This is a genomic window from Hasllibacter sp. MH4015 (assembly GCF_020177575.1).
Lineage (GTDB): Bacteria > Pseudomonadota > Alphaproteobacteria > Rhodobacterales > Rhodobacteraceae > Gymnodinialimonas.
In genome coordinates, this window is the sequence record NZ_JAHTBK010000001.1 from 1,432,006 (window position 1) to 1,451,264 (window position 19,259).

14 protein-coding genes are annotated in these 19,259 nt (G+C 63.7%); 9 read left to right on the top strand and 5 right to left on the bottom strand.

Going from position 1 to position 19,259, the window contains the following annotated elements; translation table 11 throughout:
* Nucleotides 1–84: 84 nt before the first annotated feature.
* Both KUW62_RS07490 and KUW62_RS07495 read left to right on the top strand, forming a co-directional pair.
* Nucleotides 85–2,352 (top strand): ATP-binding protein, encoded by a 2,268-nt coding sequence (locus tag KUW62_RS07490; protein WP_370632866.1) that lies wholly within the window; start codon nt 85–87, stop codon nt 2,350–2,352.
* Nucleotides 2,353–3,750 (top strand): sigma-54 dependent transcriptional regulator, encoded by a 1,398-nt coding sequence (locus KUW62_RS07495; RefSeq protein ID WP_224814872.1) that lies wholly within the window; start codon nt 2,353–2,355, stop codon nt 3,748–3,750.
* 3 nt (nt 3,751–3,753) lie between these two features.
* Here KUW62_RS07495 and KUW62_RS07500 read toward each other — a convergent pair whose 3' ends face one another.
* Nucleotides 3,754–4,212, bottom strand: a complete 459-nt coding sequence (locus tag KUW62_RS07500) for a hypothetical protein (protein WP_224814873.1) — start codon at nt 4,210–4,212, stop codon at nt 3,754–3,756.
* Between the two features lie 157 nt (nt 4,213–4,369).
* Here KUW62_RS07500 and trkA point away from each other — a divergent pair, with 157 nt between their 5' ends.
* The 5 genes from trkA to KUW62_RS07525 all read left to right on the top strand — a co-directional run bounded on the left by trkA (nt 4,370) and on the right by KUW62_RS07525 (nt 10,292).
* Nucleotides 4,370–5,746, top strand: a complete 1,377-nt coding sequence (trkA, locus tag KUW62_RS07505; RefSeq protein ID WP_224814874.1) for a Trk system potassium transporter TrkA — start codon at nt 4,370–4,372, stop codon at nt 5,744–5,746.
* A gap of 18 nt (nt 5,747–5,764) precedes the next feature.
* Nucleotides 5,765–7,282: a TrkH family potassium uptake protein gene (locus KUW62_RS07510; RefSeq protein ID WP_224814875.1), complete on the top strand. Its 1,518-nt coding sequence runs from the start codon at nt 5,765–5,767 to the stop codon at nt 7,280–7,282.
* Nucleotides 7,283–7,403: 121 nt separating this feature from the next.
* Complete coding sequence (gene hfq, locus KUW62_RS07515) at nt 7,404–7,637, top strand: RNA chaperone Hfq (protein ID WP_025312876.1); 234 nt, start codon at nt 7,404–7,406, stop codon at nt 7,635–7,637.
* 56 nt (nt 7,638–7,693) lie between these two features.
* Nucleotides 7,694–8,944, top strand: a complete 1,251-nt coding sequence (hflX, locus tag KUW62_RS07520) for a GTPase HflX (RefSeq protein WP_224817067.1) — start codon at nt 7,694–7,696, stop codon at nt 8,942–8,944.
* A 124-nt stretch (nt 8,945–9,068) separates the two neighbouring features.
* Nucleotides 9,069–10,292 carry an EAL domain-containing protein gene (locus KUW62_RS07525; RefSeq protein WP_224814876.1) on the top strand — a complete coding sequence of 408 codons (1,224 nt, stop codon included), beginning with the start codon at nt 9,069–9,071 and terminating at the stop codon, nt 10,290–10,292.
* Nucleotides 10,293–10,314: 22 nt separating this feature from the next.
* On the opposite strand, the gene KUW62_RS07530 is transcribed toward KUW62_RS07525, so the two are convergent.
* The 4 genes from KUW62_RS07530 to hemB form a co-directional block, all read right to left on the bottom strand.
* Complete coding sequence (locus KUW62_RS07530) at nt 10,315–12,798, bottom strand: penicillin acylase family protein (protein WP_224814877.1); 2,484 nt, start codon at nt 12,796–12,798, stop codon at nt 10,315–10,317.
* Between the two features lie 42 nt (nt 12,799–12,840).
* Nucleotides 12,841–13,317 (bottom strand): DUF302 domain-containing protein, encoded by a 477-nt coding sequence (locus KUW62_RS07535; protein ID WP_224814878.1) that lies wholly within the window; start codon nt 13,315–13,317, stop codon nt 12,841–12,843.
* A 75-nt stretch (nt 13,318–13,392) separates the two neighbouring features.
* Nucleotides 13,393–13,953, bottom strand: a complete 561-nt coding sequence (locus KUW62_RS07540) for a YSC84-related protein (protein WP_224814879.1) — start codon at nt 13,951–13,953, stop codon at nt 13,393–13,395.
* Nucleotides 13,954–14,083: 130 nt separating this feature from the next.
* Nucleotides 14,084–15,082, bottom strand: a complete 999-nt coding sequence (gene hemB, locus KUW62_RS07545; RefSeq protein ID WP_224814880.1) for a porphobilinogen synthase — start codon at nt 15,080–15,082, stop codon at nt 14,084–14,086.
* A gap of 150 nt (nt 15,083–15,232) precedes the next feature.
* Here hemB and KUW62_RS07550 point away from each other — a divergent pair, with 150 nt between their 5' ends.
* A complete protein-coding gene (locus KUW62_RS07550) occupies nt 15,233–15,751 on the top strand; it encodes a component of SufBCD complex (protein WP_224814881.1) in 519 nt (172 codons plus the stop codon).
* A gap of 43 nt (nt 15,752–15,794) precedes the next feature.
* Nucleotides 15,795–19,241 (top strand): transcription-repair coupling factor, encoded by a 3,447-nt coding sequence (mfd, locus tag KUW62_RS07555; protein ID WP_224814882.1) that lies wholly within the window; start codon nt 15,795–15,797, stop codon nt 19,239–19,241.
* The last annotated feature ends 18 nt before the right edge of the window (nt 19,242–19,259 follow it).

Consider the following 19,259-nt stretch of genomic DNA (forward strand, 5'->3'; position numbering starts at 1 on the left):
TCTCGCAACAGTCGCGTGGCGTTTGGGGAACAGGCTTTCCAAACGCTTGGTCCTGTCAGGCCAAAGGCGCGCGTGGATTGGGGGATGCGAGTGGTGGATGAACCCGCCCAAAGCATGGGCGACAAGCAACCTTTGCTGGACCGTCTGGGGGAGTGGCGCCGGTCGCGGCGTGTGCGCTCTGTCGGGACCATCGGGCTTGTCGTTCTGGCACCGGTGCTTGCCCTGGCGACATTCCTTGCGTTGGGGCCGTTGGCGGAGGTGGCGGATTCGCCCGGTCTGCGGCTGATCGTTCTGGCCGATCTCGTCTATATCCTCGTCGTGGCCACGCTTGTTTTGCGCGAAGTGGCGCGGATCGTGGCTTCGCGCCGCGCGGATTCGGCAGGATCGAAGCTGCACCTCCGGCTCACCGCGATTTTCGGGGCCGTGGCGCTGATCCCCACGGTCGTTGTCGCCGTTCTGGCGGTGTTGAGCGTGAATATGGGCCTGGAGGGCTGGTTTTCGGACCGTGTCTCCACCGCGCTTGGCAATTCCGTCGATGCCGCCGTGGCCTATCAGGAGGAACATCGCGACGACCTGGAACAGGACGCGCGCGCTCTCGGAGCGTTTCTGAACCTCAATCGCCGCGCTGTGCCGTTCCTGTCGGACGGCGATTTGCGGCAGGTTCTCAGCCAGGGGCAGGGCCAGATCCAGCGTGGCTTGCGGGAGGCATTCGTGATTGACGGTGCCGGAGAGATCCGGGCGCGCGGGGAGCGGTCCTACCTATTCGATTATGACCGGCCCTCGGACGAAGACCTTGCCCGCGCTGCGGAAGGCGAGCTCGTCTTGTCGGAGGATCGCGCCCAGAACGAGTTTCGCGCGCTTTTCCGGCTGGAGGCGTTCCCGGACCGCTACCTCTACATCTCGCGGGAGGTCGACGGTCAGATCATCGCGCTGCTCGATGAGACGGAACAGACGGTTCTGTTGTATCGGCAGGTAGAATCCGATCGGGGCCGACTTCTTTTCGACTTCGCGCTTCTCTATCTCGGGTTCGCCACTTTGATGATCCTAGCTGCGATCTGGGCCGGGCTGAGCTTCGGGGAGAGGCTGTCACGCCCCGTGGGGCGCCTGGCCGGCGCGGCGCAGAGGGTGGGGCAGGGCGATCTGGACGTGCGCGTGCCCGAGGCGACCTCCGACGACGAGATCGCGATGTTGGGTCGGCTTTTCAACCAGATGACGCGGCAGCTGAAAGGGCAGCGCGATACGCTGATCGAGCAAAACGCCGCGACGGAGGAACGGCGCAGGCTGTTCGATTCCGTTCTGGGCTCCGTCACGGCCGGGGTTATCGGGTTGGAGGAATCGGGGCGGGTGGATTTCATGAACCGCTCTGCCATGCGGCTTCTGTCACTGGTCGAGCAGCGCGACAGCGGCCTGACCTTGGAGGCGGCGGTGCCGGAATTTGCGGCGTTGTTCGAGCGACTTACGAATACCGCGGCGGAAACGGTTCAGGAGGAAATCAAGCTGACGCGCGCAGGGAAGCAGGAAAGCCTGCTCGTTCGCATGGCCGCCCGCCGCAATCTGGATGGGGAGCTGGAAGGCTACGTGGTGGCCTTCGACGATGTGACGCAACTGGTGTCTGCCCAACGGACGGCGGCCTGGGGCGACGTGGCCCGCCGCATCGCCCATGAAATCAAGAACCCTCTGACACCGATCCAGCTATCGGCCGAACGCATTAATCGCAAGTTTTCCAAGAGCTTGGACGATGAAGATAAAGTCGCGCTGGAGCAGATGACCGAGGTGATCGTGCGCCAGACCAATGACTTGCGCCGGATCGTGGACGAATTCTCCAAATTCGCCCGCATGCCAGAGCCGGAAACGCGAACGGAGGATATGGTTCAACTGTTGAACGATGCACTTTTGCTGCAACGCGCGGGGCAGCCAGACATCCGCTTCATCACCGACATTCCGGATCGAAAAGTGATGGCCGAGGTCGATGCCACGATGATCGGGCAAGCATTGACCAATTTGTTGAAGAATGGCGGTGAAGCGATTGAAAGCCTTCAGGAAAAGGGCGCGCCTGAGGGGCATGAGCCGGAGTTGCGCGTCGATGTGGCGGTCGCGGAAGACACGATCCGCATCGACATCGCCGATAACGGCATCGGCTTGCCACCGGACCGCGCGAAGCTGTTCGAGCCTTACGTCACCACCCGCGACAAGGGCACCGGCCTTGGCCTGCCCATCGTCAAGAAAATCATTGAAGAGCATGGCGGTACGCTTGAGCTGCGCGATGCGCCCCCGTTTTCAGAGGGGGCCCATCGTGGAGCCATGGCGCGCATAACGTTGCCGCGACTGCCCGACAGGCATGGAGAGAGTTGAATGAGTGATATTCTGGTCGTCGATGACGAACGCGATATTCGGGAACTGATCTGCGACATCCTTCAGGACGAGGGCTTCGTGACGCGGATGGCGGGCAATTCGGACGAGGCGATGGCCGAGCTGAACAAGAGCCAGCCGGGGCTGATGATCCTCGATATCTGGCTCAAGGACAGCAACATGGACGGGATCGACATCCTGGGCCATGTGAAACGCGACAATCCCGAAGTCCCGGTCGTAATCATCTCGGGCCACGGCAACGTGGAAATCGCGGTCGCCGCAATTAAGCAGGGCGCGTATGATTTCATCGAGAAGCCGTTCAACATCGACCAGCTGATGGTTGTGATCAAGCGCGCCATGGAAACCTCGCGCCTGCGGCGGGAGAACACGGCGCTCCGGCGGCAGGATTCGCGGTCGTCTGATATGATCGGCTCCTCCTCGGCGTTTCGGACCCTGAAGGGCCAGTTGGAGAAGGTCACGAAGTCCAACGGGCGCGTGATGCTGACGGGTGGACCCGGCTCCGGCAAGGAAGTGGCCGCGCGCTTTATCCACGCAGAATCGAACCGCGCCGATGCGCCCTTCGTCATCGTCTCCTCCGCCTCGATCCAGCCCGATCACATGGAAGAGGTGCTGTTCGGCCGTGAAAGCCAGCAGCGCGGGGTCGAACAAGGCCTACTGGAGCAAGCCCATGGTGGCGTGATCTACTTCGATGAGGTCGCCGATATGCCGCTGGCCACCCAGGCCAAGATCCTGCGGGTGCTGGTGGATCAGAGCTTCACCCGCGTGGGGGGCACCGCGAAAGTCCGGGTCGATCTGCGCGTCATCTCCTCCACCACACGTGACCTGATGGCGGAGATCGCGGCGGGCCGGTTCCGGGAGGAGCTGTATCACCGCCTCAACGTCGTCCCGATCGAGGTGCCGGCGCTTGAGGACCGTCGGGAGGATATTCCCGAACTCGCCCGGCATTTCATCGACCTGCTCAACCAGGAACAGGGCCTTACGGCGCGACCCTTGGGCGAAGACGCAGCCGCGATGCTGCAAACGATGAATTGGCCCGGCAATGCGCGGCAGTTGAAGAACGTCATCGAACGGGTTCTGATCCTGGGGGAAGGCGACGGCCCGATCGAGGCACGCGACCTTCCGGGGCAGGACGAGGCGCCGTCCAGCGATGATGAGATGACGCTGTCGGCCTCCCTCACCACGTTGCCGCTGCGCGAGGCACGCGAATTGTTCGAACGCCAGTACCTGATGGCGCAGATCAACCGGTTCGGCGGAAATATCAGCCGCACAGCAAGTTTCGTGGGTATGGAACGGTCCGCCCTGCACAGAAAACTGAAATCGCTCGGTGTCGTGACGACATCGAAAGCCGGGACACGCGTGGCACAGGTCAGCGAGGATTAGGGCCTAGCGCGCCGGGTTCACGACCAGCGGCGTGCCCGGTCCACGGCGCAAGAGGCAGGTATCCCCCGTCAGGCGCGGCATCACGGTGGTCTGCGTGACCGCCGTGCCTTGCTCGCAATAGGGCAGGTCGATGCGGTCATATCCATTGTCGCCCATGCAGCCCCGGATGGCCTGGCGGCGAAAATCGGCGTTGATGTCGACTGTGTAGGGTTCGCCGGGTTCGAAATATGCGTCCGTCCGGGTGCAAGCGCCAGTTGCATCGCAGGTTTCGGTCGCAGGAATGAAGGTCGGGGCGCGGAGGCGTGTCTCGTTCACGATGGGATATCGGGCAAGGCTCTCTCCCTCGCACATCGCCAGGTCCGCGTCACGGCGCCCGACGCTTACGCCTTCGGAATAATAGACGCTTTGCGCCATACAGCCCGTCACGATCAGGGGGGCGAACAGGATGAGACGTGCGAACATGAGTGGTCCCTCAACGGGGGAAGCGGGCGAAGCAGCAGGCTAGGGGCCGGGAGCGCCACGCTCAACCCCGCCTGCGCTGCCCCGACGCGCCCCGTTGACGCCCAAAGCCCAACCTGCCTAGATGCGCGGCAATCAGGACCCGCCAACGGACACCCGAATGAAGGTCATCATATGCGGCGCTGGCCAGGTCGGCTGGCAGATCGCGCGCCATCTTTCCTCGGAAAACAACGATGTAACCGTGGTCGACAACAATGCCGACCTGGTGCGCCGCGCGACCGATACGCTGGACGTCCAAGGCCTGACGGGCTTTGCCAGCTATCCCGACGTGCTGGACCGTGCGGGCGCCCGCGATGCCGACATGGTGATCGCGGCGACCTTTTCGGACGAAGTGAACATGGTGACATGCCAGGTCGCCCACTCCGTTTTTGGCGTGCCCCGCAAGATCGCGCGCCTTCGGGCGCAGAGCTACCTCGATGCCATATATTCCGACCTCTACCGGCGCGATCACCTTCCCATCGACGTCGTCATCAGCCCCGAGATGGAGGTGGCGGAGGCCGTGCTGAACCGCATCGCATCCCCCTCCACCTTCGATATCGAAAGCTTTCTGGGCGGCGATGCACAGCTTCTGGGCGTGGACCTGGATGAGGATTGTCCGGTTCTCGACACGCCGCTCCGGCAATTGTCGGAGCTGTTTTCGACCCTGCGCGCCATCGTTGTGGGTGTGAGGCGAGACGGCGTTCTGTTCGCGCCGGAGCCGGGGGATCAGCTTTTCGCGGGCGATCAGATCTACGTCTTCACCCACGTCGATGATGTCGACCGCACGATGGATATCTTCGGCAAGACCCGAAAGGCGTTGGAGCGGATCCTGATCATCGGCGGCGGCAATGTGGGCCTGACGGTCGCCAAGAAGCTGGAGAAATCCGCAACCCGGATGCGCACCCGCGTGATCGAGGCGAACCGGGGCCGGGCGGAAATTGCCGCCGATGCGTTGGAACGCACCATCGTGCTTCACGGCGATGGGCTGGACGTTGATTTGTTGCGCGAAGCGGGTGTGGAGCGGGCCGATGTCGTGCTCAGCCTCACCGATGATGACAAGACCAATATGCTGGCCTCCGTCCGGGCGAAATCGGCGGGGGCTGGCATGGCGATCAGCCTCGTGAATGACCCGACGCTCGTGCCGCTGATGCATCCGTTGGGGATCGACGCCTATGTGAACCCGCGCGCCACGACCGTGAGTTCGATCTTGCGGCACATCCGCCACGGGCGGGTGCGCGGCGTCTATTCCATCGGTGACGCCGAGGCTGAGGTGATCGAGGCGCAGGTTCTCTCGACCTCTCCCATCTCGGGCAAGGCGATCCGTGACGTGGATTTCCCCGAAGGCGCGCTGGTGGGCGCGGTGCAGCGCGGTGGCAAGGTGTTCCGCCCCACCGGCTCCACCCGGATTGAGGAGGGCGACGCGGTGGCGATTTTTGCGTTGACCGCCGATGTCCCCGCGGTCGAGGCTTTGCTGCAAGTCTCCATCGACTTCTTCTGAGCGCGGGGCCAGCCGCCAATGGCCGCTTATTTCCGAAACATCCCCTTCTTCGTGGTCCTGATCTTCGTCAGCGGCGGGGCGATGTTCATTCCCGCCATCACGGCGCTGGCGACGGAGGATTATCCGACCGCGCGCGTCTTCTTCTACTGCGCGCTCCTCGTGCTGATGGCGGCCGTCTTGCTTGGGTTCGCGAGCCAAACCCCACGCCGCCGCCCGTCGGAGCGCAGCCATCTGGCCTCACTGGTGCTGGCCTATCTGTGGCTGCCCCTGATCCTGACCCTGCCGATGGAGCAGGCGGTCGGAAACACGCGGATCATCAATGCCTATCTCGACATGGTCTCGGCGCTGACGACCACGGGCGCGCAGGTGTTCGACCCGAGCCGCCTGACCCCGTCGCTGCATCTCTGGCGGGGGCTTGTCGCGTGGTTCGGGGGGCTTCTGATCTGGATCACGGCCTTCGCGGTCCTCGCGCCGCTCAACCTTGGCGGTTACGAGGTGACGTCCGAGGCGGCGGTTCAGGGCAAGGCCGGCCCGTCATCCGGCATGATGCAGGCGGCCAATGCGTCCGAGCGGCTGCGCAAGCACGCCATGCGCCTGACGCCGATCTACGGGGGCCTGACCCTCGCCCTTGGCCTTCTCCTGGTGATCGCGGGGGAGGAGCCGATGGTTGCCGCGATCCACGCCATGTCCACCCTCGCCACCTCCGGCATCACGCCGCTTGCGGGGATGGAGGGACGGCCGGCGGGCCTTGGGGGGGAGGCACTGATCTTGGTCTTCTTTCTGTTCGCGTTGTCCCGGCGCACCTATTCCAGCGGGATCGGGCGCGAATTCCGCACCCGCCTGACCAAGGATCGCGAAATCCGCCTTGCGCTGTTTGCCTGCGTCGTGTTGCCAACGCTTCTGTTCGCCCGGCATTGGTTCGGTGCGCTGGAGGTGGACGAACTGGCCGATGCGAGGGCCGCGCTGCGCGCGCTTTGGGGATCTGTTTTTACGGTCGTGTCGTTCCTGACGACGACCGGTTTCGTGTCCGACGCCTGGGGTGACGCGCGGGCGTGGTCGGGCCTTCCGACCCCGGGCCTGTTGTTGGTCGGTTTGGTTTTGATGGGCGGGGGCGTCGCCACGACGGCGGGCGGTGTGAAGCTCTTGCGGGTATACGCGCTCTACAAACACGGCGTGCGCGAAATGGGAAAGCTCATCTATCCCAACTCGGTCGCCGGGGCAGGGCGCCTTGGCCGCCGCATCCGCCGTGAAGGCGCCTATATCGCCTGGGTCGTGTTCATGCTTCTGGTGCTCAGCATCGCGGTCATCATGGTGGCGTTGGCGGCGACCGGGCTAGATTTCGAAACGGCAATGATCCTTGCCATTTCCGCGCTGACCACGACCGGTCCCCTGGCCAGCGTGGCAGGCGAGGTGCCGATTGATTATTTCACCCTGACCGACGCGGCGAAGCTGATTTGTGCGGCCGCAATGATCGTCGGCCGGGTCGAGACGCTGGTTCTGATCGCGCTCATTAATCCGGCATTCTGGCGGGATTGAGCGGCGGGATCGTGCCATGTTCCCATCGGGGGTGGAAATCCCCTTGAAGTGGCGACATAGTGGCTCGGCAAGATGTGTCCGGGGACCAACCCGGATCGCCTCCAACGGGACCGGAAGAACAATGGCCGAAAATAAACAAAACTTGCAGGACGCGTTTCTCAACCACGTCCGCAAGACAAAAGTTCCAGTGACGATATTCCTGATCAACGGCGTGAAATTGCAAGGCGTGATCACATGGTTTGACAATTTCTGTGTGCTGCTGCGCCGGGATGGTCAATCCCAGCTGGTCTACAAGCACGCGATTTCGACGGTGATGCCCGCGCAGCCCATCAACCTCTACGACGGGGAAGAGTGAGCGCGGATCCCCGTGCCGCGGACGACCCTCATCTGACCGGATCGGGCGATGGCCCGATGCGGGCGCTGGTGCTGCATCCTGACATCAAATCCGACCAGGGACGGCGCGGGCCGGAATTCGCGCTCGACGAAGCCGTGGCTTTGGCCGCCGCACTTCCCGATCTGGAGGTCGTGGGCGCCGATATCGTTCGTCTGCCACGCGCGCAGCCCGGCCTCTTGTTCGGCACTGGCAAGATCGAGGAGATCAGGCAGAGGATCGAAGCCGAAGAGATCGGCCTTGTCCTGATCGACGGCCCTGTCACCCCGGTTCAGCAGCGGAACCTGGAGAAGGCGTGGGGCTGCAAGCTTCTGGATCGCACCGGCTTGATCCTTGAGATTTTCGCCGACCGCGCCGCCACACGCGAGGGCGTATTGCAGGTCGAGTTGGCCGCGCTCAGCTACCAGCGGACGCGCCTGGTGCGGGCCTGGACCCACCTGGAACGCCAGCGCGGCGGGCTTGGCTTCGTGGGCGGCCCGGGCGAGACCCAGATCGAGGCTGACCGACGCGCAATCGACGAGGCGGTCACGCGAATTCGTCGCCAGTTGCAGAAGGTCGTGAAGACCCGCGCGCTCCACCGATCCGCCCGCAAGAAGGTGCCGTATCCGATCGTGGCCCTTGTGGGGTACACCAATGCCGGGAAATCGACCCTTTTCAATCGCCTGACGGGCGCGGATGTCATGGCCAAGGACATGCTCTTTGCCACCCTCGACCCGACGATGCGGGCCGTGACGTTACCCGATGGGATGGACGTGATCCTGTCGGACACCGTGGGCTTCATCAGCGACCTGCCAACGCAATTGGTCGCCGCCTTCCGCGCGACGCTTGAGGAGGTTCTGGACGCCGATCTGATCGTCCACGTGCGCGACATCAGCCATCCTGAAACCGAAGAACAGGCCGCGGATGTCCGCACGATCCTGAGTGATCTGGGCGTTGCCGACACCGCCCGCCAGATCGAGGTCTGGAACAAGGTTGATCGGCTGGACCGGGACACCGCCGATGCGCGCCGGACCGAGGCCGCCCGTCAGCCGCATATCTTCACCACCTCCGCCATCACGGGCGAGGGGATGGAGACGATGCTGGCCGCGATCAGCGAAACCCTATCGCCGCCGCGCTTCGAGGCGGTGCTGGACTTGCCCCATGCGGACGGGCGCAAGCGTGCCTGGCTGTTCGAGCAAGGCGTGGTTGAGCACGAGGAGCAGGGGGATGCTTCGACCCGCCTGCGCGTTCTGTGGACGGCGCGGCAGGAAAAGGCGTTCCGCGTGCTCTGATACTTGGCCGCCATCTGCTTAATCCCCGTCAATTTGTCGGCGTAACGGCGCGCGGTGCTTACGCTCCCTTAACCCGCTCTCGCCATGTCTGGCGCGGATCACGGCGCGGAAGGGAAGGCCACAAATGTCCAATATCGGTGCGATCAAACCGGCTTCTGTCGCGGTGGGCCAAGACATCATTTTCGACGCGCTTCACACGATGCGCACCCATCTTCAGATGGAGATCGCGTATCTTTCCGAGTTCGTCGGGGACAAGTTGGTGTTCCGCGCACTGGACGCACCGGGCCTGGAGCATATCGCACAGGTCGGCGGCACCCGCGATCTGTCGGAGACCTATTGCAATCACATCCTTGCGGGCGACTTGCCCGAATTGATGTCCGATACCCACGACATCCCCTTCGCCGCCGCGATGCCGATCACCAAGGCGTTGCCCATCCGTGCCCATGTCAGCGTGCCGATCGAGCGCAGCGACGGTTCGATCTACGGCATGTTCTGCTGCCTGTCGCCCAATCCCAATTCGTCGCTCAACCAACGTGACCTCGGCCTGATGCGGACCTTCGCGCGCCTCGCCCAGTCGGAGGTGCAACGCACGCTTGAGGTGAAGGCGGAGGCGGAGGCGACAGCGGCGTTGATTGAAACGGCGCTCGGCACCCGAAATTTCGAGATGGTCTACCAACCGATCTTCGATCTCGCCTCGGGTCGGATATCGGGGATGGAGGCGCTGTGCCGCTTCAAGACCGATCCATATCGCGCGCCGAATCTGTGGTTTGACGATGCGGCCCGTGTCGGGAAGGCGGAGTTGCTGGAAATTTGTGTGATCGAAACGGCGCTTGCGGCACTGGGTGATATCCCCCCGGACCTTTACCTGACGCTCAATGCCAGCCCCGAGACCGTGGCCACGGGGCGCCTTGCACCGATCCTGGCACAACACCCGGCGGATCGACTCGTGATCGAGGTGACGGAACACATGCAGGTCGGCGACTGGGCCGCGCTTGACCGGTCGCTTCGCGCGCTGCGCGACATGGGTATCCGCGTGGCTATCGACGACGCAGGAGCGGGATATTCCGGGCTGCAACAGATGGTTCGTCTCAAGCCGGAAATCATCAAGCTCGACCGGTCACTGGTCGACCATATTGACGAAGATCGTGCACGTCGGTCGCTCTGCGCGGCCATGGTGCATTATGCCACCGAAACCGGCGCAGCCCTTGTGGCCGAAGGGATCGAACGCCAGGAGGAGGTGGAGGTTTTGCGCGATCTCGGCGTTGACCGCGGCCAAGGATATCTGCTTGCCAAGCCGATGCCGCTTCGCGAATTGCTCGAAACGCATCACGGCGCGCAGAAAACCTAGGCGCACTTAGGATGAAGTCGCGCTAGTCCAGCGGCCGAAGCACCGAAATTCCGATATTGCCCGCCCGCGCAAGATCCGGGTCCAAGGTCATCGGCACGTATTCCCCGCGCCGCCACAGCTCCCCCAGATCATCGTAGTGGGGGGACAGCGGGTGACCCGATTGCCCGGTCGATATGATGAAGACCGAACTGTCGGGATCGGCGAAGTCGTAAACCCCACGATATCCCGCGCCGTGGGTATTCAGGTACGGCTCTGGGCCGGTGCCCGGGGACGCGCCGCGATTCAGGGTGAAATCCCCGCCCGACGTCGCCTGGCGAATGTTGACAATCCACGAAAAGAGCCGCGTGTCGCCAAGAACGGGGTGTTCGTGGACTGCTTCGTGCGCCGCGCCCCACCGCCAGCTTTCCAGATCGTCGCCGTATCTCTCGGATAAATCCTGCAACGCCTCGTCAAGCGCGATACGGGCGATATCGGTACAGCTTTCCTCGATTGTCGAGGGGCGCACGTCGCACCAGATCGACGCGCCCGCCACGTCGCGGAACACCCGTTCGATGAAGATCGGCTCCACCTGCCAGAACTCCTCGGCCAATGGGCCGATATCATCCTGGATCAAGCGGTGTTGCAGGTGCCGCATCCATGCGCTGAAAATCAGGGGCTCGGGCAGATGCTCATTCATCTCTCCGTTCCAGTTGGCCAGTAGGGCCAGCGCCCGCTGCCTGCGCCGTTCCGCAGTGCCGGGGGCGGCGGGCTCTCCGGTGAACCACAATTCCCGCGCGACGAGCGGCAGCAGGTTTCGCGCGGCGGGGGAGACGGTATCCAACTGCGCCTCGATGAAACTGTCCCGGGTATGAACCTCCCGCACCTCCATCAGGCGGCTCAACCGTGTGATCCGCTGCGTATCCCCCCAGAGGAAGGAGACGTGGAGCGGAAACTCCCGATCCACCATCTTGTTGTTGGTGTTGCCAAGCACGCCGCTTTCGGGATCAAGAAAGGTCGGGTTCGCGAAGTATTGCGTGATACCCTGCCAGCGATTGCCCGCGATCCAGCCGCGCGACGGCATCCGCGCCTCCGTCTCATGCTCGACAAGGCGCCATGGCATATGACCGATCAACTGCATCGCGACGCGGCCATCGTCGGAGGCCAGCATCAGGTTGGCGGACGGGGCAACGAAATCCTCCCCCGCGTCCAATCCCTCTTCGATCGTGCGGGCGCGCATCAGGCGCAGCGCGGCCTGGATCGACGTGTTCTCGTCACTCAGCGCGGTCCAGCGCATCGACATGACGTGACCGGGCGGGGTTACGGCGGCGATGTTCCAGTGGCCGCCCGGGATGACCGGGCCATTTTCCGTGTTGCGCAAGGTGATCGTCACCGGGGCTTCGCCCGCGATCTCGATGATCTCCCGCCGTGTCTCGAACCGGGCCCATCCGTCGGGGGTGCGGTATTCCTCCGGATTGTCCGGGTTTATCTGCTCCACATAGAGGTCGATATCGTCGAGATAGGCGGAGGTGATGCCCCAGCTCAACCGCTCGGACCGACCGTTGAGGATGGCGGGTGTGCCGGGAATGCTCGCGCCGATGACGCCGCCCGTGGCCAGCTCTAGCCGCACAAGGTACCATAGCGACGGCGCGGTCAGTGTCAGGTGCGGATCGGACGCCATGAGAGCACCACCGGCGGCGGACCGGGCGGGGGTCGCGGCCCAGATATTCGACGCGCCGCCCCTGTTCACGCCCTGCCAGTTCGGATGCAGCGCATCGCGCGGCCAGGACGGGGCCGCACTTGCATCGGCGAACATGGTACGGGGGATTTCCAGGATACTTGCGAAATCGCCCAGTTCCGCGGCACCGGTGCCGGGCGCGTCGGGCATCAGATCTGCGATCCTTGCGGGCTCTGGCAGGGCAAGGGACGCGCGCGCGCGCAGCACCTCGTTCTCGTGGTGCGTGGCCAGTTCGAGGGCGAGAAGCTGCGAGACCATGATCGAATCCACCGGCCGCCACGGCGCGATCTCGGGCTCGAAGAGGAACAGCTCTGGCGCACCGCGCCCCAGCGCCTCCGACCCCACCAGCCTGAGCCAGGCATTCACCCCGTCGGCATAGGCCTGAAAAATTGCGCGACTGTCATCGGAATAGGCATCAAGGGAAGCGCGCGCATGGGTCGTGAAATCCAACCGGCGCATCAGATCGTCGATTTCCAACGTGCGCGGGCCGAACACCTCAGACAGGCGGCCCTGGGCCGTCCGGCGCATCATCAGCATCTGCCACAGCCGGTCCTGGGCATGGGCGAATCCAAGCCCGTAATAGACGTCGTGGTCGGTCAGCGCGAAGATATGCGGCACGGCAGCCGTGTTGCGGACGATCTGCACCTGGCCATCAATGCCACGCACGTCCCAATCGGCCTCGTAGTCCGGGATCGACCGGCTGGCCATCCACCATCCAAGGATCACGACAACGACAAGGATGCCGACACCCACGGTCACAAACCGTGTCAGCCATCGCAAAATCGTCACCATATGCGCGCTGGTCCTTGCCCGGGAAACTCACATCGCTCGCGTCTATCGCGTGGCGGCGGTCTCGGCAATGGCGGCGAAGATCCCATCAAGCTCCGACGCAGCGTCGGAAAGCTCCACGCCCGCCTCCCCGACATAGGGTGCAAGCAGCGTGGACGGGCGGATATAGCTGAGCGTGGCCGTGCCGTCGGCATTCTCCGTCACGTAAAGCCGGACCGGCGCGTGGATCATCGCAGGCGTCGATAGGCGCAGAATCCGCACCGCGAAGTCATTGTTGAAGACACCGATCACCATATTGCCCGGTATGGTAATGCCCCGGTTGGCCGCGGCTCCGGTCGGGCCGGCCCGGGTGACGATGGCCATGCCGTTGTCCGCCACGGCTGCGCCGGTCCGTTCGACCAGGGTGTCGAAGTCCAGATCCGTGGAATGCACCGCCCACCCGTCGCGCGGGGACAGGTCCGAGACCTCCTGCGCGGTCAGCGGCAGGGACAGAAACAGCAGGGCGGCAAGTATTCGAAACATGCGAAGATCCTTTCCCGAGATGAGGAAAGGGTGGCATGGCCCGCACCGACGCGACCAGTCACATGTCCGAGAGTGTCAGGGAATGATCCGCGTGTAACGGGTGCCGTCCAGCGTCGCCCCGATGATCAACCCGGCCTGTCCGTAGATCACGGCGATCACCGGCTCCGCCAGTGTGGCCGTGTCGAAGCCGAGCGTTCCGGCATTGGTGTTGACCGCATAGCGCACGTCACCGCCCACGGACCAGCCGACGGAATTGCGGAATTCGCTGAGGGAGGCGGGTGTCATGAAGAACAATGTATGTGCGTATTGCTGCGCGCCGATCTGCAACCCGAACGAGCCGGATACGGCGGAATAGTAATCCACCGTCGCGCCGCCGACCCGCAAAGCGCCACGCCCGTAAGCGCCGCCAAAGCCAAAGCCCGCTTCGGTGATCAGCGGCATCACCAGCATGCCTGACGCGGTGTTCACCAGCTCCGTCGTGCCGGGCACCTCTTGCTGCATAAAGTCGATTGCGGCATCAACGCGCGCGTCGATGCGCGGGCCGTTGGAATTGCCAAGCGGGTTGCCGCACGCCGCCAGAAGCGGAACGGAGCCTGCGCCAAGAAGGACGGAACGTCTCGAAAGACCATGTGCCATGGGAGTACCTTGCCTAGTTGAGCCTCACGCCGGGGATTGGTCCCCGGTCATTGTCGGCAAGGTTACGCCGAAACCGGCGCGCTGTCATCCGGGAAACCACAAGACCTGCGGGTTTTCGCCGATGATACCGCTATCGGTTGAGGATGCGCGCGACCCGTGGCGCGAAGTAGCTGAGCACGCCGTCACAGCCTGCGCGCCGGAAGGCCATCAGGGATTCGAGCATTACCTTTTCGCCGTCGATCCATCCATTCGCCGCTGCCGCTTCGATCATCGCGTATTCACCGCTCACCTGGTAGGCATAGGTCGGCACGGCGAAGCGGTCCTTCACCTGTCGACACATGTCGAGGTAGGGCAGGCCGGGTTTGACCATCACCATATCCGCGCCCTCCCGCAGATCACGCTCGACGCATCTGAGCGCCTCCCGCCCGTTCAGCGGATCAATCTGGTAGGTTTTCTTGTCCCCGACCAGTGCACCGGAGGCGCCCACGGCATCGCGGAAAGGACCATAGAAGGCCGACGCGAACTTCGCCGCGTAAGACATGATCGTGACGTTGGTATGCCCGTTCTCTTCCAGCGCGGAACGGAGCGCGCCGATGCGCCCGTCCATCATGTCGGAGGGGCCAAGGATATCTGCGCCCGCCTCCGCCTGCGCGAGGCCCATCTTGACCAGGGCCTCTACCGTTTCATCGTTCAGGATTTCTCCGTCCCGGACGAACCCGTCATGGCCGTTGATGTTGTAGGGGTCGAGCGCGATGTCGGTCATGATCGCGATCTCGATGCCCGCGTCGCGAATGGCGCGAATGGCGCGGTTCGACAGATTGTCGGGGTTCCACGCCTCCTCGCACAGCTCGGTTTTCAGGGAGGCGTCGGTGTAGGGGAAGATGCAGATGGCCGGGATGCCAAGCGATGCGGCATGGCGGGCGGTATCCACTAGCAGATCCACCGACAGGCGTTCGACGCCGGGCATGGAGGCCACGGCCTGCCGCTCGTTCTGCCCGTCACACACGAAAACCGGCCAGATCAGGTCATCCACGGACAGGCTGCTTTCGCGCACGAGGTTGCGGAGGGGCGCCGTGGCGCGGGGCCGGCGGAAGCGGGTCATCGGGTAGGGGGCTTGATTGACGCTCATCGTGTCAGGTCTTTCTGTCGTCACGTTTCCCTGACAGGGGTGCCACGGCAACGCCCGTCGCGCAAGCATGGCGCGGGGGGCTGGTATCCCGCAAACCGCCCGCCTATTGTGCCGCCGAATTAGGCACACGACCACGCTGGACACCCCCCGTTGGACTTCCTCGATCTCGTCACCGAAGTGATTGACCTCAGGTCGTTTTCGAACCTGTGGTACTGGATCGTGCTGGCGATCCTGTGGTCGTCGATGTCCCACTGGACGATCGGGGTACCCTATCACCTTGTGACCCGCGCGCGCCGTGGCGATGCCCAGGCAGAGGCGGACATGCTGGTGCTTGCCCGGATGAACGCGGAGCGGATGCTGCATTACGCCGAGACGTCCAGTATCCCCGCCACCGCGTTCGCCACCTTCCTTCTGACCTCCCTTGCCCTAATCGGGTGGGTGTACGGCGTGGAGTTCTGCCAGGCGATCTTCCTCTTGCTCTGCCCCTCCATGCTGGTGCTGGCGCTGGGGACATGGACCGCGGCGCGGCTGCGCGCGGATGACTATTCCCACGTGCCGCAGATCCTGCGTCAGCACCGGACGATGGTGCAGATGCTTGGGGTCGTGTTCATTTTCATTACCGCCTTCTGGGGCATGTTCCAGAACGTCAATGTTGGCCCGTTGGGCTAGTCCATCTTGACACGGGCGCGCGGCGGCGTAGGTCAGGCGCTCCATGGCTGATCCCAAACATATCCTGTGCGGCGGCGCGCCCGAAGGCTTCGACGCCACGCTGGTCCTGCGGGAGGCGGCGAAGGGCCCGGTCCTGCATATCGCACGGGATGACAAGCGGCTGCGCGCCATGGCCACTGCGCTGGCGTTCTTCGATCCTTCCATGCCGGTCCTTCAAATGCCCGGATGGGATTGTCTACCTTACGATCGCGTTTCGCCCCAGGCGGAGATTTCGGCGGCGCGCATGGCGACCTTGGCCACCCTTGCCGCGGGTTTGTCCGGATCGTTCGTAGTTCTGACGACGCTGAACGCGGCGACGCAATACGTGCCACCGCGGGATCTGCTCGCCACCTCGGCTTTCGTCGCGCAGGTCGGCGGACAGATTAATGAAACCGCTTTGCGACAATTTCTGGTACGCATGGGTTATGTCCAGACGCCCACGGTGACGGAGCCCGGCGACTATGCCGTGCGCGGCGGGATCATCGACGTTTGGCCCCCGGGGGAGGACAGCCCCGTGCGGCTGGACCTGTTCGGCGACGTGCTTGATGGCGCGCGCCGCTTCGACGCAGCGACCCAGCGCACCACGCAAACCCTCGACCGGATTGAACTGGCGCCGGTGTCGGAAGTCATCCTCGATGAGGCGGCGATTGCGCGCTTCCGGCAGAATTACCGTGTCGAATTCGGGGCCGGCGGCTCCGAAGATCCGCTCTACGAGGCGGTGACCGCGGGGCGCAAGGCGCAAGGCATGGAACATTGGCTGCCCTTCTTCCATGAGCGCCTTGAAACCCTGTTCGATTACGTGCCTGACGCTACGATCACGCTGGACGATCAATCCACTCCGCAGCGGATCGCACGGTGGGACAGCATCACGGATCAATACGACACGCGCAAAACGGCCCTGACCCAGAAGGGGCGGCTCGATACCGTCTACAAACCGGCGCCACCGGAACTGTTGTACCTGGACGATGCCGCCTGGACCAAAGCGGTGGCCGATAGACGAGTGATGCAATTCTCCGTTCACGCAGCCGCGAGCGGGCCCGGGGTGATCGACGCCGGGGGGCGGCTGGGGCGTAATTTCGCACCGGAGCGACAGCAGGAAAATATCAGCCTTTTCGGAGCCTTGGCAGATCACGTTAACGCGATGCGCAGGACATCCGCCGTGCTGATCGCGTCGTGGTCCGAGGGGGCGCGAGAGCGGCTTGAAGGCCTGTTGGAGGATGAGGGCATCACCGAGATGACCCGCGCCGACGACGCGCGGGGGATCGGCGCGAAGGGAACCCTCACTCTGACCGTCTGGCCGTTGGAGGAAGGGTTCACCGGTGGCGATCTGACCGTGATTTCTGAGCAGGATGTGCTCGGGGATCGCCTGATCCGACCCAAGCGCCGAGTCAAACGGGCAGAGAATTACCTGACGGAGGCCCAAAGTCTCAGTCCCGGTGATCTGGTGGTCCATGTCGATCACGGCGTCGGACGTTACAAGGGGTTGGAGACGGTCACGGCCGCCGGTGCGCCGCACGAATGCATCGCGCTGGAATATGCGGGCGGCGACCGGCTGTTCCTCCCCGTCGAGAATATCGAATTGCTCAGCCGCTATGGCCATGACGAGGGGTTGCTCGACAAGCTTGGCGGCGGCGCGTGGCAAGCCAAGAAAGCGAAGCTGAAGGAGCGTATCCGGCAGATTGCCGACAAGCTGATCCGCATCGCCGCAGAACGGGAGTTGCGCAGCGCGCCGATCTACGAGCCGCCGGGCGATATGTGGGAGGCGTTCAACGCCCGCTTCCCCTATGAGGAGACCGACGACCAACTGGCGGCCATCGCCGATGTGCTGGAGGATCTGACCCTCGGTCGCCCCATGGACCGGTTGGTCGTGGGTGACGTCGGTTTCGGCAAGACCGAAGTGGCGATGCGCGCGGCATTTGTTGCGGCGGCGGCGGGCATGCAAGTGGCGGTGATCGCGCCCACCACGCTGCTTGCGCGTCAGCATGCCAAGACTTTTCAGGATCGCTTCCGCGGCTTCCCGATCACCGTGCGCCAGCTTAGCCGTTTCGTCAGCGCCAAGGAGGCGGAGCAGACTCGCAAGGGCTTGGCCGACGGCTCCGTCGATATCGTGATCGGCACCCACGCGGTTCTGGCGAAATCCGTGCGGATCAAGAACCTTGGCCTGATGATCATTGACGAGGAACAACGGTTCGGCGTGACCCACAAGGAACGTCTCAAGGAAATGCGCTCGGACGTCCATGTCCTCACGCTTTCGGCAACGCCAATCCCGCGCACGTTGCAGATGTCGCTTTCGGGCGTGCGCGACCTGTCGATGATCGGCACACCGCCGGTCGACCGGCTTGCGATCCGCACCTATGTCAGCGAATTCGACGCTGTCACAATCCGCGAGGCGCTGTTGCGGGAACACTACCGCGGCGGGCAATCCTTTTACGTCGTTCCGCGCATCCAAGACCTGCCGGAGATCGAGGAATTCCTGCGCGACCACGTGCCGGAAGTCAGCTTCATCACCGCCCATGGCCAGATGGCCGCGGGGGAATTGGACGACCGGATGGTCGCGTTTTACGACGGCAAATACGACGTGCTACTGGCCACGACCATCGTGGAATCCGGCATCGACATCCCGACCGCAAACACCATGGTCATCCACCGCGCCGATATGTTCGGCCTCGCGCAGCTTTACCAAATCCGGGGCCGAGTGGGGCGCGCGAAGACGCGGGCTTATGCCTACCTGACGACCAAGCCGCGCGGAAAACTGACACCTACCGCCGAGAAGCGACTGCGCGTCTTGGGCAGCCTCGACAGCCTTGGCGCGGGGTTCACGATTGCGAGCCAGGACCTCGATATTCGTGGCGCAGGCAACATCGTGGGGGAGGAGCAATCGGGCCACGTCAAGGAGGTGGGGTTCGAGCTTTATCAGTCGATGCTGGAGGAGGCGATTGCCAACATCCGCTCCGGCGCGGGCGAGGGGTTGGTGGCCGACGATGGCCAATGGTCGCCCCAGATCAACCTCGGCGTGCCGGTTCTGATTCCGGAGGATTACGTGCCTGATCTGGACGTGCGCCTTGGTCTTTATCGCCGCCTGTCGCAGCTTGAGACCAAGGTGGAGTTGGAGGGTTTTGCCGCGGAGTTGATCGACCGCTTCGGAAAGCTGCCTAAGGAGGTCAACACGCTGCTGCTGATCGTGCGGATCAAGGCGATGTGCAAACGCGCCCACATCGCCAAGCTCGATGCCGGGCCGAAGGGCGCGACCATCCAGTTCCACAATGACAAGTTCCCGAACCCCGCCGGGCTGGTCGATTTCGTTCAGGCGCAGGACGGGCGCGCGAAGGTCAAGGACAACAAGATCGTCGTGATGCACGAATGGCTGAAGGACGCCGACAAGATCAAGGGAACCTTCGCCATTGCCCGCGACCTCGCGACCTTGGCGAAGGATGGCGCCGGGAACAAATAGCACGATACTTGCGTTTCA